The sequence below is a fragment of the Alkalimonas sp. NCh-2 genome, from assembly GCF_039631345.1.
GTDB lineage: Bacteria > Pseudomonadota > Gammaproteobacteria > Enterobacterales > Alteromonadaceae > Alkalimonas > Alkalimonas mucilaginosa.
Map to the genome: position 1 here is coordinate 887,461 of NZ_JBDIUV010000001.1, position 24,378 is coordinate 911,838.

Sequence of the window (24,378 nt, forward strand, 5' to 3'; positions counted from 1 at the left end):
TTAAAAAATTATCGAGGTCCAATGAATATCGGGGTCAGGAATATCGGGGTCAGTACAAAATTTCTTGCGTATCAAACTGCTGAACAAATTCCCTTACTACAGCATCCAAAGAAAAGACTTACCATTTTGACGGGGTTCCATGAATGCTAAATTGTGCTAACTATTCATAAGTAAGGGGGCGGCATGGCCAGAACAACCAGCGTGAGCATCGGTTCCCAATTGGACGATTTTGTTGGAAAACTTATTGCAACCGGCCGCTATGGCTCGGCCAGTGAGGTGATGCGTACTGCGCTTCGCTTGCTGGAACAACAGGAAAATCAGCTGGCTGCACTGCGCCATGCGCTAGCGGCAGCTCCCTAATGCCCTGATAAAACTGACCACACTGCTCCTGAGCGAAAGAGCTCTCACGCTTGTAAACCCACGCAGGAAGGGGTATGGTGCTCTTGTTCCTTTTTTGGTTTTGCTAAACGGAGTATCACCTTGTTAGCGAACATGCCAACAACCAACGTTAGTCCCCTCACCGCCTGCCAGCTTTAAGCCGGGCGCGCCTGGTTGCGCCCGGGCAGAAATACCCTTTTTTTACTTTGTTGTATTCACGTCTGTCTTTACGGAGGCATTGTGTTGCACCCTATTACCTATGTTGCTCAAACGGATCCAACGCTGGATGTATTGCTAAAGGCGCACTGGCTACCCCGCCAGCTATACAGCCGCGTGCTATTACCGCCAAAGTCAGCCCCAGCTACTCACTTGACCAGGCATGGACGGCATAGCTGTCTGATGCCGGGTGACCATGCCGAGCTGTTCGATATTTCCAGCGGATCCCAACTATGGATCACACTCAGCCAGGCTAAGCCAGGCAAAGACGCTCACCGGACTTGCGTTGAGCTGGATTCACCTCTTGGCCGTGCCCTGCTGAACAAAAAAGCGGGTGAACTGGTTGCAGTCACGCTAGGCCGCAGCCAATTGCATTTTATGGTGCTGCAGATTACCAAAGCCCAAACGCCCTAATTACTAACAAGTCCAGGAGGTTATGGCCATGCAGTATTTTCGTTCGCAGCACAGTACACAACTGGTAAAAGCGCATTCGACAATCTGGCTGCTGCGACCAGCATGCTCGATGCATTACAGCGAAGGAAATTTCCCATGAGTAAAGAAAAAACGAAGAAAAAGCCACAACATAACCTGAAAGAAAAGCGACGTCTGAAAAAGGAAAAGCGCACTCAGGAATAAAGGACCCGGCCGCAGGGGCTGAATAGCCCCTGCAACCAAGCCCATTTAGACATCCAGACATTTAGATTGACACAATGCGTGCAGCATGCTTTGATAAGTGATAGCTCCAATACCCCTTGTATACTGCTAATAATTGCATTGAAAATAAGGATGACTGCGATGAAACGAGAAACCATAGCGCTGCATCATGGCTACCAGCCAGATAATCAAAACTCGGTGGCGGTACCCATTCACCAAACCAGTTCCTTTAGCTTTGACAGTGCCCAGCATGCGGCGGATTTATTCGATTTAAAAGAAACCGGTAATATCTACTCACGCATCATGAACCCAACTTGCGCGGTGCTGGAACAACGCATTGCAGCGCTGGAAGGCGGCATCGGCGCTTTGGCCGTGGCATCCGGTATGGCAGCCATTACCTATGCCATTCAAACCATCGCCGAAACCGGTGATAATATTATTTCCATCAGCGAACTCTATGGTGGCACTTACAACCTGTTTGCTCATACCCTGCCACGTCAGGGCATCGAGGTACGTTTTGCCGATAAAGACGATTACCAGACCATAGAGCAACTGATTGATGAACGGACCAAGGCCGTGTACTGCGAAAGCATTGGCAACCCGTCCGGCAGCATTGTTGATATTGAAAAACTGGCCGAACTGGCTCACCGCCATGGTTTGCCTTTGATTGTGGACAATACGGTAGCAACGCCTTTTTTATGGCGTCCGATTGAGCAGGGTGCCGATATCGTAGTGCATTCTGCTACCAAGTACATTGGCGGTCATGGCACCACCATTGGTGGCCTGATTGTCGACTCGGGCAAGTTTCCCTGGGCTCAGCATGCCAAGCGCTTCCCGTTGCTCAATGAGCCGGATGTGTCTTACCATGGGGTGAGCTATACCCGGGATGTAGGCGAAGCAGCCTTTATAGCCAGAGCCCGTGTCGTGCCGCTGCGGAATATGGGAGCCGCCTTAAGTGCTCAGGCAGCCTGGAATCTGTTGCAGGGGCTTGAGACATTGGCGCTGCGGATAGAGCGCATCAACCAAAACAGTCTGGCTGTGGCGCACTGGCTGTTGCAACAGCCCCAAGTAAGCTGGGTAAAGTACGCCGGGCTGCCAGAACACAAAGATCATGCTTTGGCACAAAAGTACATGCAGGGCCAGGCTTCGGGGATTTTAAGCTTTGGCATCCAAGGTGGCCGCGAAGCCGGTGCCCGTTTCTACGATGCGCTGCAGCTGATCCTGCGGTTGGTCAATATCGGCGATGCCAAAAGCTGCTCAGCAATACCGGCGGCCACCACCCACCGCCAACTGAACGATGCCGAGCTGGCCGCGGCAGGTGTATCGGCCGATATGGTGCGCTTATCCATAGGTATTGAGCATATTGATGACTTGCTTGCTGATTTAAGCCAGGCACTGCAGGCAGCTTCGCACTAAACACCCTGCTTATCCCCCAAAGATCGACGGTACGCGCACAGCTTGCCGTTCGATCTATTAACATTATCAGCTAAGCTTACTTAGAGTAAAACCTCATACCGGAGCTTTAGCATGACCATTAAGTGGATGTTTCGAATTGGTTTGGGTGCAGCATTGGTCTCCACCTTAGTATTGCTGCTGATTGTGCTGGCACTACGCAGCACCATGCTGCAAACGCAGCAACTGCAGGATTATCGTTACCAGGCCTACCAGTTGGGTCAACTCTCCTCACAAAACTCCAGTCGCCTGACCATGCATGCCAGGCAATACATTGCCACACTGGATCCCCGTTATCGGCAGGCATACAATGAACTGGTTGCTCAAATTCAGGGGCAGAGTGCCGGAGGCGATGGCCGCCGCCTGAGTTATATCGAGCGCTTGCGCGAGATGAACTTCACCGCAGAAGAATTGCAACTGTTGCAAAGATCTAATCAGCTCTCAATGGCATTAGTGGCAACCGAAGAGCGTGCTTTTGAGCTGGTAAAGCAGTTGACAGGACAAAACCCTGCAACTTTGCAAGCAAACGACATGGCACGCTGGGTACAGGCGCACCAGTTGCTCAATGACCAAGCCTATATGACCGAAGTGGCCGCCATCATGCAACCGGTAACCGAGTTTGAACGCAGGCTGGAACAACGAACCGCAGAAGCTGTGCATCAGGTGCAACAGCGCTTAGCCGTTATCGTCGCTATCAGTCTGCTCGCTGTGCTTATCATCTCAATCATGCTGGCAGTCTGCTATTGGTTGATTGAACGACGTGTCATTCAGCCAACCGATCGCTTGCTAAAACAGGTCACAGTAATCAGTGAAGGTGATTTATCCCAGCCCATACTGGCATCCGGCAAAAATGACGAGATAGGCAAGCTCACCCAGGCATTTTGCCGGATGAGTGAACAATTGAACCAACTGCTGCATCAAATTTCGCTGCAAGCCAGCCAGGCCCACAGCTCTGCTTCAGAACTGACCGAGGTAGCAAAACAAACTGCTACCATTAATGAACAACAACAAGCCACGATTCAAATCATCTCTTCATCGGTGTATCAAAATACCGAAGCAGTGCGTGAAGTTGCCAGCAACTGCTCGCTGGCGGCTCAGGATGCTTCCAATGCCGATCAACAAACAGCTGAAGGCCAGCAAGTTGTCAAAGCAAGCATTGAAGCCGTCACCAGCCTGTCTGAAATTCTGCAAGCATCCAATCGTGATCTCGCTGAGCTGGAAAACTCGGTACAGCAGGTCGCTTCGATTCTGGATGTCATCAACAACATTGCCGAGCAAACCAATTTGCTGGCATTAAATGCGGCGATTGAAGCTGCCAGAGCTGGAGAGCAAGGCCGGGGATTTGCGGTAGTTGCCGATGAAGTTCGTACCCTGGCACAACGCACACAGAGCTCTACCACTGAAATCCGTGAACGTATTGAGGCACTGCAAAAAGTCACTGCCAGCGTTGGCCAGCGCACCCGCCAAAGTGATGCTGAGGTGCAACTTGCCGTCGATAAAGCCAGCGATGTGGCTGATACCCTGCAGAGCATTCAACAGCTGATGAAGGGTATTCATGATATGACCACCACCATAGCAGCAGCCACAGAGCAACAGTCCAAAGTCTCGGATGATATTTCGGAGCGCTTGATCGGCTTTCAGGACACCACCAATCAGAGCTCTGAACAAGGAAAACAGGTTGCTTCACAAGCCCAGCGTTTGATGGAGCTGGCAACAGATCTGAATCAAACGGTTGGACGCTTTAGGTTGCGCGCTAGCAATTAAAAAGGCGACTAAGGCGGGTGCCGGCCGTTTGTGTTCCCGACGGCCATGGCAACGATACAGTAAAAACTTGAATAACCAGACAATATTGGCATAATCAGGGATAGTTTCTAAGCATGATGGCCGGTACCTAACACTATGGCAGTTTCAGCGAATTCATCGCTTTTTAAGCGCCTGGCGCAACAAGGTCTGATTAATAACACATCAGCTACTGAGTTGCTGGGGCGTAAAGGCGGCCAGTACAAAACACTGCCAGAGTTTTTACTGGCCGAGAAGCTGCTGTCTGCCCGCGATCTCGCCGAACACGCCGCCGCTCTTACCCAGCACTCACGCCTGGATCTAAGCTTTTTTGATGCCGACACTATCCCCAAAGAGCTGCTGAATGAAAAGCTGATTCGTAAATACCAGATTTTACCACTTTCCCGCGCCGGACGAAGCTTGCACATTGCGGTAGCCGACCCGACGAATCTTGCCCCTATTGAAGATTTTGAATTCAATAGCGGCTTGCACGCCGAGTTGGTCGTGGTGCAATACGATCAATTGCAGCAACTGATTGATAAGTTATTTGATAATGGCTTTGAGCAAAGTGGTGGTGGCGATTGGGATCTCAGCAGCCTGCCAAGCGAAGATGAAGACGAAGAGGATACCGCGGTACAGCCTGACAAAGACGATCAGCCCATTGTCGCCTTTATCAACAAGATGCTGCTGGATGCTATCCGTAAAGGTGCCTCCGATCTGCACTTTGAGCCCTACGAAAAGATGTACCGCATCCGTTTTCGCATCGATGGGATCTTGCATGAGGTTGCCTCACCACCGATAGCACTGGCCAACCGGCTGTCGGCTCGTTTGAAAGTTATGTCCCGGTTGGATATTGCGGAAAAAAGGGTGCCTCAGGATGGCCGTATTAAGCTGAAAATTTCCGGCAAAAAATCCATCGACTTTCGGGTCAGCACCCTACCCACCATCTGGGGAGAAAAGGTGGTGATGCGTATTCTGGACTCCGACAGCGCCATGCTGGGCATTGATATACTGGGCTACGAAGAAGCACAAAAAAAGCTCTATATGGATGCGCTGGCCCAACCTCAGGGCATGATATTGGTCACAGGGCCTACCGGCAGTGGTAAAACTGTTTCTTTGTACACTGGCCTGAATATTCTGAACACAGAAGGCTGCAATATTTCCACCGCGGAAGATCCGGTCGAGATAAACCTGCCCGGTATCAATCAGGTGCAGGTCAATCCACGTGCAGGTTTAACCTTCCCTTCCGCGCTAAAAGCCTTTTTACGTCAAGATCCCGATGTGATTATGGTGGGGGAAATCCGCGACCTGGAAACGGCAGAAATTGCAATTAAAGCAGCACAAACAGGTCACCTGGTACTCTCCACACTACATACCAACTCGGCTCCGGAAACCTTAACCCGCTTACTGAATATGGGCGTACCTGCCTACAACGTCGCCAGCTCAGTCAGCCTGATCATTGCTCAGCGCTTGGCCCGACGGCTATGCAACCACTGCAAGGCCGAAGAAAAATTGCCCGACGCCGAGTTGTTGCAACAAGGCTTTCGACCAGAACAACTGCCAGGCTTAAAGCTGTTTAAACCCGTCGGCTGCGATCACTGCACCAATGGCTACAAAGGCAGGGTAGGTATTTACGAGGTAATGCCAGTGAGCCCCAAAATAGCAGAAATTATTATGGAAGGTGGTACCTCGCTGGATATAGCAGCACAGGCAGATAAGGAAGCGGTCAATAACTTACGGCAGTCCGGCCTTATTAAAGCAGCATCGGGTTTGACCAGCCTGGCCGAAGTAAACCGGGTAACCAAGGGCTAGTTGAATGTTGAATGTTGAATGTTGAATGTTGAATGTTGAATGCTGGATGCTGGATGCTGAAAGGCACGGTTAAAAAGATAAGATTACGTTGCATGCACACTACCGGTGCTGTGCAACTCACATAGGATACAGACCATGGCTCAGGCCCAAAAATACAAAATCAAAGAGCTTGAAACGTATCGTTGGAAAGGTTTAAACAGGCGCGGAAAAAAAGCAGATGGCGAAATCAAAGGCGGCTCCAGTCAGGAAGTCAAAGCCTTACTGCGCCAGCAAGGCATTACCCCCTCCCAGGTAAAGCGCAAACCCAAGCCTCTTATCAACACCGAAAAGAAAGTAAGCGCTGCCGATATCGCTGTGGTAACCCGGCAAATTGCGACCATGTTGGGCGCTGGTGTGCCTCTGGTTCAGACCATCGATCTGATTGCCAGCGGTGCCGATAAAGCCAGCTTACGCACTTTGATGCAGAAAATCTCGGTGAAAGTACAAGCCGGCTTGCCTTTATCGGACGTATTGCGCGAGCAGCCCAAGTATTTCGATGAGCTGTATTGTGATCTGGTAAAGTCGGGTGAGCAATCCGGTGCTTTGGATGCCATTTTTGATCGTATCGCCCTGTACAAAGAAAAAGCCGAAGCCCTGAAATCTAAAATTAAAAAAGCGATGTTTTACCCCATTGCGGTATTGGTTATCGCCGCTATTGTCACCTCAATCCTGCTGATCTTTGTCGTGCCACAATTTGCGGAAATCTTTGCCGGGTTTGGTGCCGAGTTGCCTGCCTTTACCTTGTTTGTTCTGGGTATTTCCGATCTGATGCAGGCATACTGGTGGGTGGTGCTGGCGGCTATTGTGGTAACCGGCTACCTGATTAAACAAGCTTACAACAAAAATCTGAAAGCACGCACCGCCATGGATGCTCTGCTGTTAAAAGCTCCGGTGTTTGGTGCTATTTTAAATAAAGCCGCAGTCGCCCGCTTTGCCCGTACTCTGTCGACCACGTTTGCCGCTGGTGTGCCACTGATTGACGCCCTGGAATCTGCCGCCGGCGCAGCAGGCAACGAAATTTACCGCAACGCTATTCTGGAAGTGCGCGCTGAAGTGACTGCCGGTAATCAGATGCAATTTGCCATGAAAAACACCAAGCAATTCCCAGAGATGGTGGTACAAATGGTGGCCATTGGTGAAGAGTCTGGCGCGCTGGATAGCATGTTAAGCAAGGTTGCCAATATTTATGAGCAGGAAGTAGACGATGCCGTCGATGGCCTGACTGCTCTGCTGGAACCGATGATTATGGCCGTGCTCGGCGTGGTGATTGGCGGCTTGATCATCGCCATGTATTTGCCAATTTTCCAACTGGGAAGCATTGTCTAATGGCTGGCTTTATAGAAGTATTGCACCAAGCGCCCTGGTTTTTCTACACCCTGGTGTTGCTGCTCGCTTTGCTGGTAGGCAGTTTTTTGAATGTGGTCATTTACCGGCTGCCAAAAATGATGGAGCTGAGCTGGCAACAAGACTATCAGGCGTATTTTCAACCGGATGCAGCCCACGCCAATGCACAGCGCTATAACCTGGCAGTACCCCGCTCTGCTTGCCCCAGTTGCCAGGCTCCCATTGCAGCCTGGGATAATATTCCTATACTAAGCTGGCTTTGGCTCAAAGGCCGCTGTCGTCATTGCGGCACAAGGATTTCAGCGCGCTATCCATTGGTAGAAGGACTCACGGGCCTGCTTTCTGTGGTCCTGGCCTGGCAATTTGGGCCAACGCTTGAAACCTTAGTGTATTTGTTGGTGCTATGGTCTTTAATTGCACTTAGCTTTATTGATCTGGATACCATGCTGTTACCGGATCAAATCACCCTGCCCTTGCTCTGGCTGGCACTGCTGTTTAGCCTGAGTAGTTACGGGCCAACCCCTGCCGATGCCATTATTGGTGCTGCGGCTGGTTATCTTAGCCTTTGGTCGGTGTACTGGGCCTTTAAACTACTCACTGGCAAAGAAGGCATGGGGTATGGTGACTTTAAACTACTGGCAGTCTTTGGCGCTTTGCTGGGCTGGCAGCAATTACCGCTCATTATTTTGCTGTCATCAGCCGTTGGTGCTGTGTTTGGCTCTGTCCTGCTGCTGGTGCAAGGCAAGGACAAAAGTACCCCTATCCCCTTTGGTCCCTACATTGCGGTGGCAGGCTTTATAGCCATGCTCTATGGTCAGCAGCTCACCCAGTGGTATCTGCAGGTACTGGTATTTTGAACAAAGCTCAGCTCCCCCTGGTAATAGGCCTGACAGGTGGCATTGGCTCGGGCAAAAGCACAGTGGCCGCTGGCTTTGCCAGCAAAGGCATTGTTCAGGTAGATGCAGATCTGGTTGCCCGACAACTGGTGCAGCCGGGCACACCAGCCTTAGAACAAATTACAGCCCACTTTGGCCATGACATCCTGCAATCGGATGGCCAGCTGGACCGACAAGCGCTACGCGCCATTGTGTTTAGCCAGCCCCCGGCAAAAGCCTGGCTGGATGCGTTGCTACACCCGCTGATCCGTCAACACATGCAACAACAGCTGGCCGCAGCCCAGTCGCCCTATGTATTGTTTATTGCGCCTTTGCTGCTGGAGAATCAGCTGGAGTCCTACATCGACAGGCTACTGGTGGTCGATCTACCAGAGCAACTGCAATTGCAGCGAACTTTATCGCGTGACGGGGGGTCTGAACAACAAGTGGGGTCCATTATGGCCGCGCAGGTTAGTCGCGCACAGCGACTGTCAGCTGCCGATGATGTGATTGATAACAGCGGCAAGCCCGAACAATTGACCGCACAAATAGAAAAGCTGCATCAGCGGTATCTTCAACTGGCACAGCAAAAGCGCAACAGGTAACGACAAACACCATGACTGACGTATTGTATGAACATCCATTAAATGAAAAAGTACGGACCTATTTGCGCATTGAACACCTCTGCCATCAGGTGCAATCCCACACCAGCCTTAAGGATCCTGCCCAGCAGCACGCTTTTTTCACCAGTTTTTTTGCTTTGCTTGACTTGATGGAGCGGAACGATGTACGCACCGATTTGGTAAAAGATATCGAACGGTGCGAACAAGCACTGGTCAGCTGGTCCAAACATCCGTCCGTATCCAACGATGCCTTGCAGCACATGCTGCAAAAAGCCGTTCGTCTGCAAAGCGAACTGAATCGCAGCAGCAAGCTATGCAGTCAGTTTAAAGAGGATGCTTTTCTAAGCCCATTAAGACAGCGCTTTTCCATACCCGGAGGGGCCTGCTTCTTTGATGTACCACAACTGCACTACTGGTGTCATTTGCCTGCAGAGCAACAACAGCAGGCGCTGACAAAATGGATGGAGCAACTGGCACTCACCGTCCAGAGCATTGATTTTGTGTTGACCTTTGTTCGGGAACGGGGTCAGTTCCAGGACTTCGAAGCAGAAAATGGCTTTTTACAGAGTGTGACCGATCAATACGAGTTATTGCGGGTGAAGTACGACAATACGCTCGGAGTTTACCCAACCATCAGCGGTAACAAATACCGTTTTGCCATTCGCTTTATGCAACTCAGTGATGCCAGTGGACGCTTTGCGGCAGAAAAAACCATCCCCTTTGCCATGGCATGCTGTTAAAATGGCAGGTTGAATCAGCCAACCGACGGAAACCTGAGCAATGAGCAAACCCGTGGTCCAATGCCCAACCTGCACTACCGAGGTGGTGTTTGCACCTGAGTCCCGCTTCCGCCCCTTTTGCAGTGAGCGTTGCAAACTGATAGATTTAGGCGACTGGGCGGCAGAAAATCATCGGATCCCCGACAAAAGCCCGGTTGCTCCAGAGTTAGGTGAAGCCTACCTGGCAGAACTCGAAGCCGAGTTGATGGGACAAGACAACGAGTTCTTTCGCAACTAAGAGTGCTATTAAGGAGCACTCAATAACTGCCTGACCCGCTCAACAATAGGTAGGTTGGCATCCGGGAAACGCAGCGCAGCCAGCTCGCTGACAGCGAACCAGGCAACCTGCTGTCCTTCCATACCTTTCGGCTCGCCGCTGAATGACTCGACCAGCCATATATCCAGCAGTACATCTCGCTCCGGGTACTGGTGGTGCACCTCCATCAAGGGTTTCGCCTGGTGCAACTCAATCGACAGCTCTTCAAACAGCTCTCGTTTTAATGCAGCCAATGTAGACTCCCCGGGCTCCAGCTTTCCACCAGGAAACTCCCACTTATCGCCTTGATGCTGATGGCTGGCACGGTGACTAAGCAACACACGCCCCTGCCGGGTGATCACCCCAACCGCCACATGAAGAAAAGGGGCTCCAGGCCCCTTCTTTGTTGCAGTGCCTGGCATCAGTTCAGCTTACCATGGCACTGTTTGTATTTTTTGCCCGAACCACAGGGGCAAGGATCATTACGGCCAACTTTGACACCATCACGCACAACAGGTCCAGCCGCCTGGGCAGGTGCCTCACCTCCCACCTGTTCGGCTTCAGCATGCTGGTACTCATGCGGTACCGCATCCGCCTTACGACGCTGCTCTTCTACCGCATCAACATCTTCAGCAGCCCGCACCTGAACACGGCTCAACACACTGACAACATCCACTTTCAGGTTATCGAGCATTTGCGAGAACAGCTCAAACGACTCACGCTTGTACTCTTGCTTTGGATTTTTCTGGGCATAACCCCGTAAGTTTATCGCCTGACGCAAATGGTCCATCGCTGCCAGGTGCTCTTTCCAGTGCGTATCCAGGCTTTGCAGCATGATGGCCTTTTCAAACTGACGCAGCACTTGCGGCCCTACCATCTGCTCCTTGTTGCTGTAGGCTTGCTCTACTTCCTGCTGAATGCGTTCGCGCAGTTTTTCTTCATACAATTTGTTGTCATCTGCCAACCACTGTGTAATAGGCAACTCGATGGAGAAGTCTGCTTTTAACCGTTGCTCCAGTGCTGGTACATCCCATAATTCATCCAGCGATTGTGGTGGGATGTACTGGCTGATCACGGAGTCCACCACATCGGTACGAATCGCCTGGATGGTATCGGAAATATCCTCTGCATCCATCAGCTCATTACGCTGCTCATACACCACTTTACGCTGGTCATTGGCAACATCGTCAAATTCCAACAACTGTTTACGAATATCAAAGTTACGGGCTTCTACTTTCCGCTGCGCATTTTCTATGGCCCGGCTCACCCACGGGTGTTCAATCGCCTCACCCTCTTTCATCCCCAACTTGCGCATCATGCCAGCCATGCGATCGGAGGCAAAGATACGCATTAACTGATCTTCCAGCGAAAGATAAAAACGCGAAGAACCCGGATCGCCCTGACGACCTGAACGTCCCCGCAGCTGATTATCAATACGGCGTGACTCATGACGCTCAGTAGCAATGATATGCAAACCACCGGCGGCAATGACCGCATCGTGCCGCTGTTGCCAGTCAGCGGTTAGTTTCTCCAGTTGCTGTTCTGTCGGATTTTCCAGTGCCGCCAGTTCTGCCTGCAAGTTGCCGCCTAACACAATATCGGTACCACGGCCTGCCATATTGGTGGCAATGGTGACGGTGCCAGGTTGCCCGGCCTGAGCAATGATTTGTGCTTCATTGGCATGGAACTTGGCATTCAACACCTGATGTTTTATCTTGGCTTTATTGAGCAAGCCCGATAAGTATTCCGAGCTTTCAATGGAAGCAGTACCCACCAAAACCGGGCGACCGGCATCGCGGCTTTGCTTAATGTCTTCAATAATGGCCTGATATTTATCTACCGCCGTTAAATACACCAGATCCGGCATATCCTGCCGAACCATAGGTCGGTTGGTTGGGATCACAATGGTTTCCAACCCATAGATTTGCTGGAATTCAAATGCTTCGGTATCGGCAGTACCCGTCATACCCGCTAATTTATCGTACAAACGGAAATAATTCTGGAAGGTAATGGATGCCAGTGTCTGGTTTTCATTATGAATCTTGACACCCTCTTTGGCTTCCACCGCCTGATGCAGGCCCTCAGACCAGCGCCGGCCTTCCATGGTACGGCCGGTGTGCTCATCGACGATAATGACTTCGCCGTTTTTCACCACATAATCCACATCTTTCTTAAACAGATTGTGTGCGCGTAAAGCGGCATACACATGGTGCAGCAGGGTGATGTTGGCGGCTGAGAACAAATGGTCATCCGGCTGGATCAAACCATGCTCTTTCAGCATCTCTTCCACCCGGATTTGCCCCAACTCAGTCAGGTACACCTGACGCGCTTTTTCATCGATAGTGAAGTGGCCATCACCTTCCACCCCTTCTTCGTCTTCTTTTTCCTGCTTTTGCAGCTGAGGCACCAGGGTATTGATTTTTTTATACAGCTCGGAACTGTCTTCAGCAGGCCCGGAAATAATCAGTGGGGTACGGGCTTCATCGATCAGAATGGAGTCGACTTCATCAATAATGGCAAAAGCCAGTTTACGCTGTACCCGTTCTTTGGCAGAAAAGGCCATGTTATCGCGCAGGTAATCAAAGCCAAACTCGTTGTTGGTACCATAGGTGATGTCTGCAGCATAGGCCTGTTGCTTTTCTTGCGGGTGCATGCCAGGGACATTCACGCCTACAGTCAGGCCAAGGAACTCAAACAAAGGGCCATTGGTGGCCGCATCACGCCGCGCCAGATAATCGTTCACGGTAATAACATGGACCGCTTCACCACTTAGTGCATTCAGGTAAGCTGGCAGGGTCGCCGTTAAGGTTTTGCCTTCCCCTGTACGCATTTCTGCGATACGGCCCTGGTGCAACACCATGCCACCTATCAGCTGGACATCGAAATGGCGCATTTTAAACACACGCTTACTGGCTTCACGTACCGTGGCAAAGGCGGGAGCCAACACATCGTCCAAGGTAGCGCCGGCTGCAACCTGTTGTTTTAATTCTGCGGTTTTGTCTTTTAACTCAGCATCGGAAAGCGCTTCAAACTGGGCTTCCAGCGCATTGATCTCATCAATTTTTTTTTGCAGTTTCTTTAAGAAACGGTCATTGCGACTGCCGATCAACTTGGTGAACAATTTTCCAAACATGTTTTGGTTACCATTTAATTCGATTTAAATTTTTTATCAGCGGGTGACATTACCCATCTCTGCACCGGATGTCCAATCAACTTTCACTGCCGCAATGCGCCGGATACTGGAACATTCAGCTGATATGGAGTTGGCCTGGGCTGGTTTCAAGCGTAGGCAGTAAAAAGTGAAGCATGCTACACTAACAACCAGTCGTCTGGCAGATACCGTTATGGCCCGTTACTCACAAAAACCCGCGCACCTAAACAACCTGCTTGATAGCTTGCCTTTATTGCAGCATCAACAAGGCTTTCATCAACTGCAGCAGTTCAATCAACTGCTGACTGAGTTGCTGCAACACCCAGAGCATGGCTGTCAGGTTGCCCGCATCCATCAGGGACGGGCGGTTATATTGTGCCAATCGGCCGCCTGGGCTACCCGGGTCAAAATGCAACGCGACGCCATTTTAGACAATTTTCGCCAAAAAATCTTGCCTGAATTGGCCGGACTGGACATTGAAATCACCCCCAAGGCCAGGATCACCCCCCCGCTGCCGAAAAAAACAGTCGCCAGACAACCTGATGTAAGTGATGCCAGCTCGCGTCTGCAACAATTGGCCGATGCCAGCTCTGGTTTGCTGAAAGAAAAAATTGAACAGCTCATTCGTCGAAAAGGTCGATAATACGCCCATGCTGCGGCTATGCAGTAATCAGCCTTGCAGGCATTAAAAAACCAGCCGAGGCTGGTTTTTTTTGATGAAGCGGTAATTTAAGCCAACTGCGGTGCCAAATAAGAGATAGGCATCTCGGCATCGTCTTCGAAAGTAACGAATTCCCAGCTGGCTTCATCTGCCAGCATGGCGCACAGCAACTTGTTATTCAGCGCATGGCCCGTTTTGTAAGCACTGAACTCACCCAGAATGCTGTAGCCGGCCATATACAAGTCACCGATAGCATCCAGTACCTTGTGCTTAATGAATTCATCATCGTAACGCAGGCCATCCTGATTCAAAACCCGGAATTCATCCAGCACCACGGCATTATCAAAGCTGCCACCTAACGCCAGATTGTTGGCACGCAGGTATTCAATGTCCTGCATAAAGCCAAAAGTCCGGGCACGGCTGATGTCTTTGATAAAGCTGGCGGCAGAAAAGTCCATCTGCAAACGTTGCTGGGTACCGGCAATCACCGGGTGATCAAAGTCGATAGCCACATCCAGCTTAAAGCCGTTGTGCGGCTTAAACTCAGCCCACTTGTCACCATCTTCTATCCGAACCGGCCGCTTAATACGGATAAATTTTTTCGGCTGCTTCTGCTCACTGATGCCAGCTTCCAGCAACAAATAAATGAATGGATTGGCGCTGCCATCCATGATCGGCACTTCGGCAGCATCGACTTCGACAATCAGGTTATCGATACCAAGCCCGGCTACCGCAGCCATTAAGTGCTCGGTAGTAGACAAACGCACGCCATCGTCATTGATCAGACAAGTACAAAGCACCGTATCCCCAACCATTTCAGGATTGAGTTTAAAGTCTACAATCGGATCCAGGTCAACCCGCCGGAATATGATCCCGGTGTGATCAGGCGCAGGCCGGAGAGTGAGCGTGACCTTTTCACCCTTGTGCAGGCCAACCCCAACCGACTGGACAGTTTGTGCAATAGTACGTTGTCTGATCATAGTCGTTCCCAGTTCAAAAAATGAACAACCCAAAGCGGGCGCGCAGCATAGCATATGTTAACATAGTATGCCAAGCGAAACTGAAGCTGCGATGAACTCAATCGACTGATTCAGTTGCACCCATCCACTTTAGTCGCCGTTTAGTCGGCTTGTTTACGCAAAAATGCCGGAATATCGAAGATATCCTGTGCAGGCTTTTGCTCTACCCGCTGCTCGGCCTGCACTTTAGGCTGGGTAACGACTTCAGCTTGCATTTGCTGAGCCGTATTGCCACCTGCAGTGCGATATACCGGTGCAGACACTTCCTGACGCTGGTTTGCCACCAGGCTGATATCTGGCCGGCGCGCCGCACCTATACCTGTGGCAACAACAGTGACCCGAAGTTCCTCAGACATATTCGGATCGATCACTGCACCAACCACCACAGTGGCGTTTTCCGAAGCAAAGGCTTTCACTGCATTACCTACAGTTTCGAACTCTTCAATGCTGATATCCAAACCTGCAGTAATGTTGACAAGAATGCCTTTTGCACCAGACAAGTCGATATCTTCCAGCAAAGGGCTGGAAATTGCCTGCTCGGCGGCTTCTTCGGCCCGATCAGAGCCTGAAGCAGTACCGGTGCCCATCATGGCGGTGCCCATTTCAGACATAACAGTTCGCACATCAGCAAAGTCGACGTTGATAAGACCTGGACGGGTGATCAGTTCAGCAATGCCCTGGACAGCGCCAAGCAGTACGTTATTCGCTGCTTTGAACGCATCCAGCAAACTGGTACCTTTGCCTAACACTTTGAGCAGTTTGTCGTTAGGAATGGTGATCAGGGAGTCGACATGCCGGCTGAGTTCCAGGATACCGTCTTCGGCAAACGCAGTACGCTTTTTCCCTTCAAACGGAAAAGGTTTGGTAACCACCGCAACGGTCAAAATGCCCAGCTCTTTTGCCACTTCAGCAACTACAGGTGCTGCACCGGTGCCGGTACCTCCCCCCATGCCAGCGGCAATAAAGACCATATCAGCCCCCTGGATGGACTTTTTGATGGTTTCCCGGTCTTCTTCAGCAGAGCGGCGACCAATATCCGGATTAGCACCCGCACCCAGGCCTTTGGTAACAGCAGCGCCCAGTTGCAAAGTGACATTTGCCGATGAGTTACGCAATGCCTGCGCATCTGTATTGGCAGCAATAAACTCCACCCCTTCAATGTTGCTGGCAACCATATACTCCACGGCATTACCGCCGCCACCACCAACACCCACGACTTTAATTACAGCTTCTTCGCTGTGACTATCCATTAATTCAAACATTGCTCTCTCTCCGTTTTTCGCTTTTCGTTCAGTTGCGGCTCTGAGTCAGGAGCTGCAACCGGCGGATCCATAGTTGGCTTCATCGCTGAAGCCGCCTGACAGCCGAAGCTGCCGTTAAAATTCACCCTTAAACCAGCTGGTTAGTTTTTTGACTAACCCGCTGACCGTATCTTTCGGACTGCTGGCTGCCTTGCCCTGTTCCTGACTTTCCAGCCCGTACAGCAACAGACCAACCACACTGGCATAAGCCGGGTCCTGCACATAGTCTTTCAAACCTGTCACCTGCATGGGGTGCCCCAGCCGAACTGGCATCTGAAACACATCCTCGGCAAACTCGACCGCGCCTTCAATTTTGGCTGCACCACCAGTCAGTACCACCCCAGCTGCAATTTGCTCTTCCAGCCCACTGCTGCGGATTTCTTCCAGCACCAGCTCAAACAGTTCCTGATAACGAGGCTCGATCACTTCGGCCAGGGTTTGACGCGACATACTGCGAGCCGGCCTGCCACCAACACTGGGTACTTCGATATTCTCTTCCTTTCCAACCATGCTGCGCAGTGCGCAACCGTATTGGACTTTAATTTCCTCGGCATGGCTTATCGGGGTGCGAAAAATCTTGGCGATATCGCTGGTCACCTGATTGCCTGCAACGGGCACTACAGCGGTATGCCGGACTGCCCCGTTGGTGTAAACAGAAATATCGATGGTGCCCCCACCCATATCCACCACACAGACTCCCAGCTCTTTTTCATCCTCGGTTAATACCGAGTAACTGGAGGCCAGCGCAGAAAAAATCAGCTGATCGACTTTCAACCCGCAGCGCTCGGCACACTTTTCAATGTTTTTCGCCATATCATTGGCACAGGTAATAATGTGTGCCCGCGCTTCCATTCGTACCCCGGACATGCCAACCGGGCTTTTAATCCCTTCCTGCATATCCACAGAAAACTCTTGGGGCAACACATGCAGCATGCGACGCTCGGCCGAAATCGGCACCGATTTGGCCGCATGGATCACGCTGGCCACATCTTCCGCTGTCACTTCGGTATCGCCAATCGGCACCATGCCACTTTCGTTCTGGCAACGAATGTGCTTGCCACTGATCCCCAGATAGACCGAAGAAACCTGGCAGTCAGCCATTAATTCAGCTTCATTGATGGCCCGCTGCACAGATTGCATCACCAGATTCAGGTCATTCACCCCGCCACGATCCATGCCGCGGGTGGTATGGGTACCCACTCCGACAATGCTCAGCTTGTTATCTGGCGTGACTTCACCAACCACGGCTTTGCATTGCGCAGTACCAATGTCCAGTGCCACTATCATTTCCCGATCCACCGACTTCGTCATGCTTCTCTCTTCTGTTCTGTTGTGCTGTAGCGTACGGCTACCCCTGTGTCGTACCGCAAGTCCACCTCGGCAATATCTGCATCGCTGTGCTCACGCAGCACCGGGTACAGCTCCAGAAAACGCTGTACTCTTGGTACTGTATGCTGACGCCCAAGCTTTAGCCGGATGTCATTATTTAACTCGATTTGCCAGGCAAAGCGTTCTGATAACTCCAGTCGCCCGGCACTGAGCTGGTGCAAATTAAGCAACTGCTCAATGTAACGGAACATGGTCAGGGCATCCTGCTCGCTGCCAGTGGGGCCTGTTAGCTCCGGTAATACGGCAACCAATTGGTCCAGTGGTGCCTGAAAAAGCTCACCATGCTGGTTGATTAGTTGTTGGTCATTCCAGATTGCCACCGGTTGTTGTTCTGTGACCACCACCACCAGTGTATCCGGCCATTGTTTGCGCACGGCTGCCTGATACACCCAGGGCTGCTGCAACAGGAACTGCTGCACCTGCTCCACATCCACCCGAAAAATATTACCGACATAATGATCATGCAGCAGTTGCTGCAAGCGGGTGGGCTCAATATGTCTAAAATCGCCAAATAAGCGGACCTGAGCAATCGGCGTAGTTTGCTGCTGCTCTATGTAGCGCTGCAACTGCCAACCACCCCAACCAAGCGCCAACAAGGCCAGCACAAAAAAAGCCAAGCCGGCAAAGAATGCCCGGCGGTCTTGCTGGTTGTTAGCGCTGCTGCTCATACTTGATCCTGCCTGGTTTGCGCCAGCACCTGCAGCACCAGCTCACTAAAACTCAGACCAGCGGCTTTCGCCGCCATAGGTACCAGCGACTTCTCTGTCATGCCCGGCACCGTATTTACTTCCAATACATAAGGCTGGCCCTGCTGATCCAACATAAAGTCAACCCGTCCCCAGCCCGAAGCGCCTACCGCGGTAAAGGCTTGCCAGGCCAGTTGTTGTACCCGTGCAGTTAAGGCTGCATCAATCGGTGCCGGACACAGATACTCGGTGGTATCGGCCTGGTACTTGGCTTGATAATCATAAAAAGTATGTGGCGTCCGCATCTCAATGATGGGCAGTACCTGTTCACCCAATATCGCCACTGTCAGCTCACGGCCCTGGATCCAACGCTCTACCAGCACATCCTGATCAAAACGCAATGCTTCAGCCACCGCCGTTTGCAAATCAGCCACCTTGTCGGCCATGCTCATGCCGATGCTGGAGCCTTCATTGGCCGGTTTGACCATCACTTTACCACCGAGCTCCGCCAGTAAAGCTGTGGTTGCCTCTGGTACTGAACGCAGCACCCGAAAATCGGCAGTAGCAATGCCCTGTGCCTGAAACAACCACTTGCAACGAATCTTGTCCATTGCCAACGCCGACCCCAGTACCTTGCTGCCCGTATAAGGTAAGCCCAGTTGTTCCAAGGCTCCCTGCATACTGCCGTCTTCGCCTCCGCGGCCATGCAACACAATAAAAACCCGGTCAGGTTTGCTGGCGGCAAGCTCAGCCAATGGCTGCGACTTGGGATCAAAGGCATAGGCGTCAACACCATTTTGCTGCAAGGCTTTAAGGACAGCAGTACCGGAACGGAGGGAAACCTCCCGCTCGGCCGAGCCACCACCAAATAACACCGCTACACGTCCGAACTGGCTCATTCGGTACCCCCAGCCTGCTTTAATGCAGCGCAATTCAGCTTTTTCTCAGACAGCTGACGCGCCAAAGCGCCAATATTGCCGGCTCCTTGCGTTAACAGCACATCGCCATCTTGCAACACATCCGCCAGCACTGTGCCCAGCTCTTGTGGTGGTGCAACATAGATCGGATCGACCTGGCCACGGGCGCGAATGGAGCGACACAGGCTTTTGCTGTCTGCGCCGGGGATAGGCGCCTCACCAGCTGCATACACATCCAGCAACAGCAGTTGATCCACTGCGGATAAAACCTGGGTAAAGTCCTCATACAGATCACGGGTACGGCTGTAACGATGTGGCTGATAGGCCATCACCAGCCGACGATCAGGCCAGGCATTACGTGCTGCCGCTATGGTGGCAGCGACTTCGGTTGGATGATGACCATAGTCATCCACCATCAACACCTTGCCCTGACCAGTATCAAACTCGCCATACTGCTGAAAACGCCGGCCAATACCAGCAAAATTATGTAAGGCCGCCAGAATGGCTTGTTCTTCAATGCCTTCATCCTGTGCCAGCGCAAACGCAGCAGTCGCGTTCAGCGCATTGTGCTGACCAGGCAGATTCAGCTCTATCGACCAGCTCTGCCCGGCCGGATCGGTAATAACAAACTGACTGCGGGCACCGGTTTGACTGAATTGACTGATTCGGTAATCGGCATCCTCACTAAACCCATAGGTCAGCACCGGACGGCCAATGGCAGGCAATAACTCACGAATAACCGCATCATCCAGGCAAGCCACCACCACGCCATAAAATGGCTGGTTGTGGCAGAATTCCACGTAGGTAGCTTTTAACTTTTCAAAATCGCCACCATAGGTATCCATATGATCCGGTTCAATATTGGTGATCACTGCCGCCATCGGTTGCAAATGCAGGAAAGAAGCATCGCTTTCATCTGCTTCAGCAATCAGATAAGGCCCGGTACCCAGCCTGGCATTACTGCCGGCCGAGTTCAGTAAGCCGCCAATCACAAAGGTTGGATCCGTGCCGGCTTCGGCGAAGATCGAGGCCAGCAAACTGGTGGTGGTGGTTTTACCATGGGTTCCGGCAATGGCAATGCCATGACGAAACCGCATCAACTCGGCCAGCATTTCAGCCCGGCGGATCACCGGAATACGCTGGCTCAGCGCCGCTGCCACTTCCGGATTGTCTTTGGCGATAGCACTGGAGACTACCACCACACTTACGCCCTGAATATGGTCTGCACTGTGGCCAAAGCGCACATCAGCCCCCAACGAAATTAACCGCTCTACCACAGTATTGGGTGCAATGTCGGAGCCACTGATGCTGTAGCCTTCGTTCAGTAACACTTCGGCAATTCCACCCATGCCCGCACCGCCAATGCCGACAAAGTGAATGCGACCAATACGGCGCATAGCCTGACTGTGCTTTGGTAATACTGCTTTGTTCATACCCGAGCTCCCAGTTGTTGTTCACAGGCTGCAGCCAACTGCTGTGCTGCATCGTTTAAAGCACACTGCCGGGCACGAACCGCCAGCTGTTGTAACTGTGTTTTCTCTGCAATCACCGGCCGCAGTAACTCCGTCAGTTGTCCTTGTTCCAGTTGCTGCTGTGGCAATAACCAGGCGGCTTGCTGTGCAACCAGCCAGTTGGCATTGGCCGTTTGATGATCATCAATGGCATGCGGTAAAGGCACAAAGACCGCCGCAACCCCGGCACAGGCAACTTCGCTAACCGTCAGGGCACCAGACCGGCAAATCACCAAATCAGCCCAGTGGTAAGCTGCGGCCATATCGTCAATAAAGGCGTACGACTGCCCCTGAAACTGCTCGGAGTGCAGTTGTTGATACTGCTGCTGCACCTGCTGCTGCATCGCGGCGCCCGTTTGATGCCGGACCAGAATGGTCGTTGGCCCTGCCAACTGCGCCAGTTGCTCCGGTACCCTTTGATTTAACACTTGCGCTCCCAGACTGCCACCCAGTACCAGCACCCGCAGCTCTGGATGTGATTGACTTCTTTCTTTATTTGAAATCAATGCTTTACGCACTGGATTACCCACCAACTGCTGCTTGGGATGGCCTGCAAATGCCTGCGGAAATGCCACCAACACCCGAGCCGCCAAGCGCGCCAGCCAACGGTTGGTGGTGCCAGCGACCGCGTTTTGTTCATGGATAAACAATGGTTTGCGCGCTAACCAGGCGGCAATGCCACCGGGACCACTGGCGTAACCGCCAAAGCCAACCACCAGATCCGGCTGCAGCTGTTGCAGCAATTGCCGGGCCTGCCAGATAGCCCGCAGCAGCATCCAGGGAGCAGTAAGCAATTGCAGGATGCTTTTGCCCCGTATTCCTCGTACCCGAATACTGTGAAATGGCCAGCCCAGCTTTGGCACTAAGTCGGCTTCCATTCGATCCGCAGTGCCTAGCCAATGGATGTGCCAACCACGTCCGGCCAATTCTTCGGCCAATGCCTGTGCCGGGAAGATATGGCCGCCGGTGCCGCCAGCCATCAGCAATACGGTAGGCGCTCTGACTGTCATCCGCTGCGCCCTCCCCGGTTTATCGCTTGCTTGCCTTCCATTCGAACTTCAAAATCAATTCGCAGCACCAAAGCGGCAGCCATCAGCATAATGATTAAGCTGCTGCCGCCAGAGCTGACAAAAGGCAACGTCAGCCCTTTGGTTGGTAACACCCCACTGGCCACACCGATATTGACTGCGGTTTGAAAACCGAACCAGATGGCCAATGCCAAAGCCAGGAAACCGTGGAAATGCAACTGCTTGAGCATGGCTTGGCGCCCAATCCACAGTGTTCTCGCTACCAATAAGAACAGCAGCCCCAGCACGGCAAAGACACCGAGAAAGCCGATTTCTTCAGCGATAATGGCAAAAATAAAATCGTTGTGCGCTTCAGGTAAGTATTCCAGCTTTTGAATGCTGTTCCCCAGCCCTTGGCCACTGAAGCCACCCCGGCCAAATGCCATCAGTGACTGGGTTAGCTGGTAACCACTGCCAAAAGGATCTGCCCAGGGATCCAGAAAAGCTGTAACCCGGCGCCAGCGGTATTCACTGTAGACAATCAGCACCAGTACAGCGCAGCCACCCGTCAGCATCAGGACAATAAATTGCCACAGCTTGGCACCGGCTAAAAACAGCAACACCAATGCAGTCGCAAACATAACAATCACGGTTCCCATATCAGGCTGCAACAACAACAGCACCGACAGCACCAGCAATACCAGCATGGGTTTACCAAAGCCTTTCAGGTTGTCACGCACTTCTTCATGCCGCCGCACCAGATAACTGGCCAGGTACACAAAAAAGAACAATTTGGCAGGCTCCGCCGCCTGGATGCCGATAGGCCCCAATGCCAGCCAGCGCGTGGCACCATTGACGGTGCGGCCAAACAGCAGCACGGCAACTAAGCCTGCAACCGCCAATGCCAACAACAGCAAGTTACTCTGGTGCCACCAATGCACCGGTACATTCAACACCGCAACCGCCATGGCTGTGCCAATACCCAGGAAAATAAGGTGGCGGTAAGTAAAGTGCATGGGGTTACCAAACAGCCGCTCAGCCACAGGGACTGAAGCACTGGTGACCATAACCACTCCAATCGCCAGCAGCACCAGTAACAGCATTAAATAGAAGCTGTCGTAATCACGGGGCTCATCCTGCCCTAACAACATGCTTTGCAGTTTTGGCCACAGTGGCAAAGTCAGGGCTTTCATCGGGCCACCTCCTTCGCCAACTGAGCAAAAAGCTCTCCACGCTGTTGGTAATTATCGAACATATCCAGGCTGGCACAGGCCGGAGATAACAAAACGACATCGCCTGGCTTGGCCAGACTGGCCGCTTGTTTGACTGCTTCGGCCATATCTTTGACCTGGAAGCTGCCCGTCTTTAACGCTGCGATAGCCGGACCATCCTGGCCAAAGGTAATTAGCTGATCAACCTGCTGCAAACCGGCAGTAAGCTCAGACATCTGTTGGCCTTTGCCATCGCCACCAGCCAGTAAGATCAACTGGCCCTGAATGTCTGGGCGTAAGCCTTCCAGCGCAGCCAGAGTGGCACCAATATTGGTGGCTTTGGAATCATTGATCCAACGAATATCATCCTTGCTCTGTACCAGTTGGCACCGATGTGCCAGACCACGGAATTGGCTAAGCTCATGCCGGATACTGGCAAAATCCGCCCCGGCGGCCAAACTGAGCGCAGCCGCAGTAAGCGCATTGTATTGATTATGGCGTCCAACCAGCGGCAACTGACTGACCGGCATTAATTCACTGCCTGCCAACATCAAATAATAACGCCCCGCCCGGGCCATAATGCCATAACCGTCAGCGGCCTCCGGTGCATCCAGCCCGAGACTGTGCTGCTCATTGACCGAGCTCTTCGGGTTGGTGTTTGCATCGGCTCTGTTGTAAAACGCTTGCTGCGATCCCTGATACACCCGTTGTTTCGATGCACAGTAAGCTTGCATAGATGCATAACGATCCAGGTGATCGGCCGAGACATTCAGGATGGTGCTGGCAATGCTACGCAAGCTCGTGGTGGTATCCAACTGGAAGCTGGACAGCTCCAACACAAACATCTCACTATCTGGTTGCTGGATGGCATCCAGCACAGGCAAACCAATATTGCCAGCTGCAATGGCCTTGATACCGCTGTATTGCAGGATGGCTTCGACCATCCGGGTAACCGTCGACTTGCCATTGGAGCCGGTTATTGCGATCACGGGTTTGTCATTGCAGCGGGCAAACAACTCCACATCGCCAATCACTTCCACCCCTTGCGCCACCGCAAACCGAATCGCTGAATGCCGCAAGTCCAGCCCGGGGCTGACAATCAATACATCCATTTGTGCCAGTCTGTTCGCATCCAGTTCGCCCAGATACAAGCCATCGGTTTTATCTAACGGCAAATCCGTCAAACCACTGGGTTTACGACGTGTATCCATCAACACTGGCCGTATACCATGCTGCAGCAAAAAACGCACCGTGGCCTGACCCGACAGGCCCAGACCAACTACAGCGATACGTTGTTGTCGCCACTTGCTCAGCATTC

General features: G+C 52.1%; 21 protein-coding genes and 1 pseudogene. 11 read left to right on the forward strand and 11 right to left on the reverse strand.

The genetic code is table 11. The features are described 5' to 3' along the window. Positions 1–183: 183 nt before the first annotated feature. The 10 genes and pseudogenes from ABC502_RS04330 to yacG form a co-directional block, all read left to right on the forward strand. Positions 184–345, forward strand: a pseudogene (locus ABC502_RS04330) (type II toxin-antitoxin system ParD family antitoxin); the annotation flags it as partial. Positions 346–618: 273 nt separating this feature from the next. Beyond that, complete coding sequence (locus ABC502_RS04335; RefSeq protein ID WP_345914984.1) at positions 619–1,008, forward strand: GreA/GreB family elongation factor; 390 nt, start codon at positions 619–621, stop codon at positions 1,006–1,008. 381 nt (positions 1,009–1,389) lie between these two features. Continuing rightward, positions 1,390–2,664, forward strand: a complete 1,275-nt coding sequence (locus ABC502_RS04340) for an aminotransferase class I/II-fold pyridoxal phosphate-dependent enzyme (protein ID WP_330086521.1) — start codon at positions 1,390–1,392, stop codon at positions 2,662–2,664. A 111-nt stretch (positions 2,665–2,775) separates the two neighbouring features. After that, positions 2,776–4,464, forward strand: a complete 1,689-nt coding sequence (locus ABC502_RS04345; RefSeq protein ID WP_345914985.1) for a methyl-accepting chemotaxis protein — start codon at positions 2,776–2,778, stop codon at positions 4,462–4,464. A gap of 135 nt (positions 4,465–4,599) precedes the next feature. Further along, positions 4,600–6,291 (forward strand): type IV-A pilus assembly ATPase PilB, encoded by a 1,692-nt coding sequence (pilB, locus tag ABC502_RS04350; protein ID WP_345914986.1) that lies wholly within the window; start codon positions 4,600–4,602, stop codon positions 6,289–6,291. A 135-nt stretch (positions 6,292–6,426) separates the two neighbouring features. Continuing rightward, positions 6,427–7,656, forward strand: coding sequence for a type II secretion system F family protein (locus tag ABC502_RS04355; RefSeq protein WP_330086518.1), 1,230 nt, complete (start codon positions 6,427–6,429; stop codon positions 7,654–7,656). Next, entirely contained in the window at positions 7,656–8,531 is an 876-nt protein-coding gene (locus tag ABC502_RS04360; RefSeq protein ID WP_345914987.1) for an A24 family peptidase, read from the forward strand. Before ABC502_RS04355 ends, ABC502_RS04360 begins: the two co-directional genes overlap by 1 nt. Further along, positions 8,528–9,154 carry a dephospho-CoA kinase gene (gene coaE / locus ABC502_RS04365; RefSeq protein WP_345914988.1) on the forward strand — a complete coding sequence of 209 codons (627 nt, stop codon included), beginning with the start codon at positions 8,528–8,530 and terminating at the stop codon, positions 9,152–9,154. The genes ABC502_RS04360 and coaE overlap by 4 nt, the downstream gene beginning before the upstream one ends. A gap of 11 nt (positions 9,155–9,165) precedes the next feature. Beyond that, positions 9,166–9,912, forward strand: a complete 747-nt coding sequence (gene zapD, locus ABC502_RS04370) for a cell division protein ZapD (protein WP_330086515.1) — start codon at positions 9,166–9,168, stop codon at positions 9,910–9,912. Between the two features lie 40 nt (positions 9,913–9,952). Further along, positions 9,953–10,189 (forward strand): DNA gyrase inhibitor YacG, encoded by a 237-nt coding sequence (gene yacG, locus ABC502_RS04375; RefSeq protein ID WP_330086514.1) that lies wholly within the window; start codon positions 9,953–9,955, stop codon positions 10,187–10,189. A gap of 8 nt (positions 10,190–10,197) precedes the next feature. On the opposite strand, the gene mutT is transcribed toward yacG, so the two are convergent. Beyond that, complete coding sequence (gene mutT, locus ABC502_RS04380; RefSeq protein ID WP_345914989.1) at positions 10,198–10,629, reverse strand: 8-oxo-dGTP diphosphatase MutT; 432 nt, start codon at positions 10,627–10,629, stop codon at positions 10,198–10,200. Next, positions 10,629–13,340 (reverse strand): preprotein translocase subunit SecA, encoded by a 2,712-nt coding sequence (secA, locus tag ABC502_RS04385; protein WP_345914990.1) that lies wholly within the window; start codon positions 13,338–13,340, stop codon positions 10,629–10,631. The genes mutT and secA overlap by 1 nt, the downstream gene beginning before the upstream one ends. Positions 13,341–13,506: 166 nt before the next feature. On the opposite strand from secA, the gene ABC502_RS04390 reads away from it, so the two are divergent. Beyond that, positions 13,507–14,001: a DciA family protein gene (locus ABC502_RS04390; protein WP_330086511.1), complete on the forward strand. Its 495-nt coding sequence runs from the start codon at positions 13,507–13,509 to the stop codon at positions 13,999–14,001. 86 nt (positions 14,002–14,087) lie between these two features. Here the strand turns inward: ABC502_RS04390 and lpxC are convergent, their stop codons facing one another. From lpxC to murD, 9 genes are all read right to left on the reverse strand, one after another. Beyond that, positions 14,088–14,999: a UDP-3-O-acyl-N-acetylglucosamine deacetylase gene (gene lpxC / locus ABC502_RS04395; RefSeq protein WP_330086510.1), complete on the reverse strand. Its 912-nt coding sequence runs from the start codon at positions 14,997–14,999 to the stop codon at positions 14,088–14,090. Positions 15,000–15,139: 140 nt separating this feature from the next. Then, positions 15,140–16,300, reverse strand: coding sequence for a cell division protein FtsZ (gene ftsZ / locus ABC502_RS04400; RefSeq protein WP_330086509.1), 1,161 nt, complete (start codon positions 16,298–16,300; stop codon positions 15,140–15,142). Positions 16,301–16,414: 114 nt separating this feature from the next. Further along, positions 16,415–17,650 (reverse strand): cell division protein FtsA, encoded by a 1,236-nt coding sequence (gene ftsA / locus ABC502_RS04405; protein WP_330086508.1) that lies wholly within the window; start codon positions 17,648–17,650, stop codon positions 16,415–16,417. Then, complete coding sequence (locus ABC502_RS04410) at positions 17,647–18,396, reverse strand: cell division protein FtsQ/DivIB (RefSeq protein ID WP_345914991.1); 750 nt, start codon at positions 18,394–18,396, stop codon at positions 17,647–17,649. The genes ftsA and ABC502_RS04410 overlap by 4 nt, the downstream gene beginning before the upstream one ends. After that, complete coding sequence (locus tag ABC502_RS04415) at positions 18,393–19,313, reverse strand: D-alanine--D-alanine ligase (RefSeq protein WP_345914992.1); 921 nt, start codon at positions 19,311–19,313, stop codon at positions 18,393–18,395. Before ABC502_RS04415 ends, ABC502_RS04410 begins: the two co-directional genes overlap by 4 nt. Further along, positions 19,310–20,764 carry a UDP-N-acetylmuramate--L-alanine ligase gene (gene murC, locus ABC502_RS04420; RefSeq protein WP_345914993.1) on the reverse strand — a complete coding sequence of 485 codons (1,455 nt, stop codon included), beginning with the start codon at positions 20,762–20,764 and terminating at the stop codon, positions 19,310–19,312. Before murC ends, ABC502_RS04415 begins: the two co-directional genes overlap by 4 nt. After that, on the reverse strand, positions 20,761–21,852 hold the full coding sequence (gene murG / locus ABC502_RS04425) for an undecaprenyldiphospho-muramoylpentapeptide beta-N-acetylglucosaminyltransferase (protein ID WP_345914994.1): 1,092 nt from the start codon (positions 21,850–21,852) through the stop codon (positions 20,761–20,763). Before murG ends, murC begins: the two co-directional genes overlap by 4 nt. Then, positions 21,849–23,042: a putative lipid II flippase FtsW gene (gene ftsW, locus ABC502_RS04430; protein ID WP_330086503.1), complete on the reverse strand. Its 1,194-nt coding sequence runs from the start codon at positions 23,040–23,042 to the stop codon at positions 21,849–21,851. The genes murG and ftsW overlap by 4 nt, the downstream gene beginning before the upstream one ends. Continuing rightward, entirely contained in the window at positions 23,039–24,376 is a 1,338-nt protein-coding gene (murD, locus tag ABC502_RS04435; RefSeq protein ID WP_330086502.1) for a UDP-N-acetylmuramoyl-L-alanine--D-glutamate ligase, read from the reverse strand. Before murD ends, ftsW begins: the two co-directional genes overlap by 4 nt. Positions 24,377–24,378 lie beyond the last annotated feature (2 nt).

Excerpts from the sequence above, each read along its gene's own strand:
- ABC502_RS04340 (WP_330086521.1), top strand. The coding sequence starts at position 1,390 with ATGAAACGAGAAACCATAGCGCTGCATCATGGCTACCAGCCAGATAAT.
- ABC502_RS04345 (WP_345914985.1), top strand. The coding sequence starts at position 2,776 with ATGACCATTAAGTGGATGTTTCGAATTGGTTTGGGTGCAGCATTGGTC.
- pilB (WP_345914986.1), top strand. The coding sequence starts at position 4,600 with ATGGCAGTTTCAGCGAATTCATCGCTTTTTAAGCGCCTGGCGCAACAA.
- ABC502_RS04355 (WP_330086518.1), top strand. The coding sequence starts at position 6,427 with ATGGCTCAGGCCCAAAAATACAAAATCAAAGAGCTTGAAACGTATCGT.
- ABC502_RS04360 (WP_345914987.1), top strand. The coding sequence starts at position 7,656 with ATGGCTGGCTTTATAGAAGTATTGCACCAAGCGCCCTGGTTTTTCTAC.
- zapD (WP_330086515.1), top strand. The coding sequence starts at position 9,166 with ATGACTGACGTATTGTATGAACATCCATTAAATGAAAAAGTACGGACC.
- yacG (WP_330086514.1), top strand. The coding sequence starts at position 9,953 with ATGAGCAAACCCGTGGTCCAATGCCCAACCTGCACTACCGAGGTGGTG.
- mutT (WP_345914989.1), bottom strand. The coding sequence starts at position 10,629 with ATGCCAGGCACTGCAACAAAGAAGGGGCCTGGAGCCCCTTTTCTTCAT.
- secA (WP_345914990.1), bottom strand. The coding sequence starts at position 13,340 with ATGTTTGGAAAATTGTTCACCAAGTTGATCGGCAGTCGCAATGACCGT.
- lpxC (WP_330086510.1), bottom strand. The coding sequence starts at position 14,999 with ATGATCAGACAACGTACTATTGCACAAACTGTCCAGTCGGTTGGGGTT.
- ftsZ (WP_330086509.1), bottom strand. The coding sequence starts at position 16,300 with ATGTTTGAATTAATGGATAGTCACAGCGAAGAAGCTGTAATTAAAGTC.
- ftsA (WP_330086508.1), bottom strand. The coding sequence starts at position 17,650 with ATGACGAAGTCGGTGGATCGGGAAATGATAGTGGCACTGGACATTGGT.
- ABC502_RS04410 (WP_345914991.1), bottom strand. The coding sequence starts at position 18,396 with ATGAGCAGCAGCGCTAACAACCAGCAAGACCGCCGGGCATTCTTTGCC.
- ABC502_RS04415 (WP_345914992.1), bottom strand. The coding sequence starts at position 19,313 with ATGAGCCAGTTCGGACGTGTAGCGGTGTTATTTGGTGGTGGCTCGGCC.
- murC (WP_345914993.1), bottom strand. The coding sequence starts at position 20,764 with ATGAACAAAGCAGTATTACCAAAGCACAGTCAGGCTATGCGCCGTATT.
- murG (WP_345914994.1), bottom strand. The coding sequence starts at position 21,852 with ATGACAGTCAGAGCGCCTACCGTATTGCTGATGGCTGGCGGCACCGGC.
- ftsW (WP_330086503.1), bottom strand. The coding sequence starts at position 23,042 with ATGAAAGCCCTGACTTTGCCACTGTGGCCAAAACTGCAAAGCATGTTG.
- murD (WP_330086502.1), bottom strand. The coding sequence starts at position 24,376 with ATGCTGAGCAAGTGGCGACAACAACGTATCGCTGTAGTTGGTCTGGGC.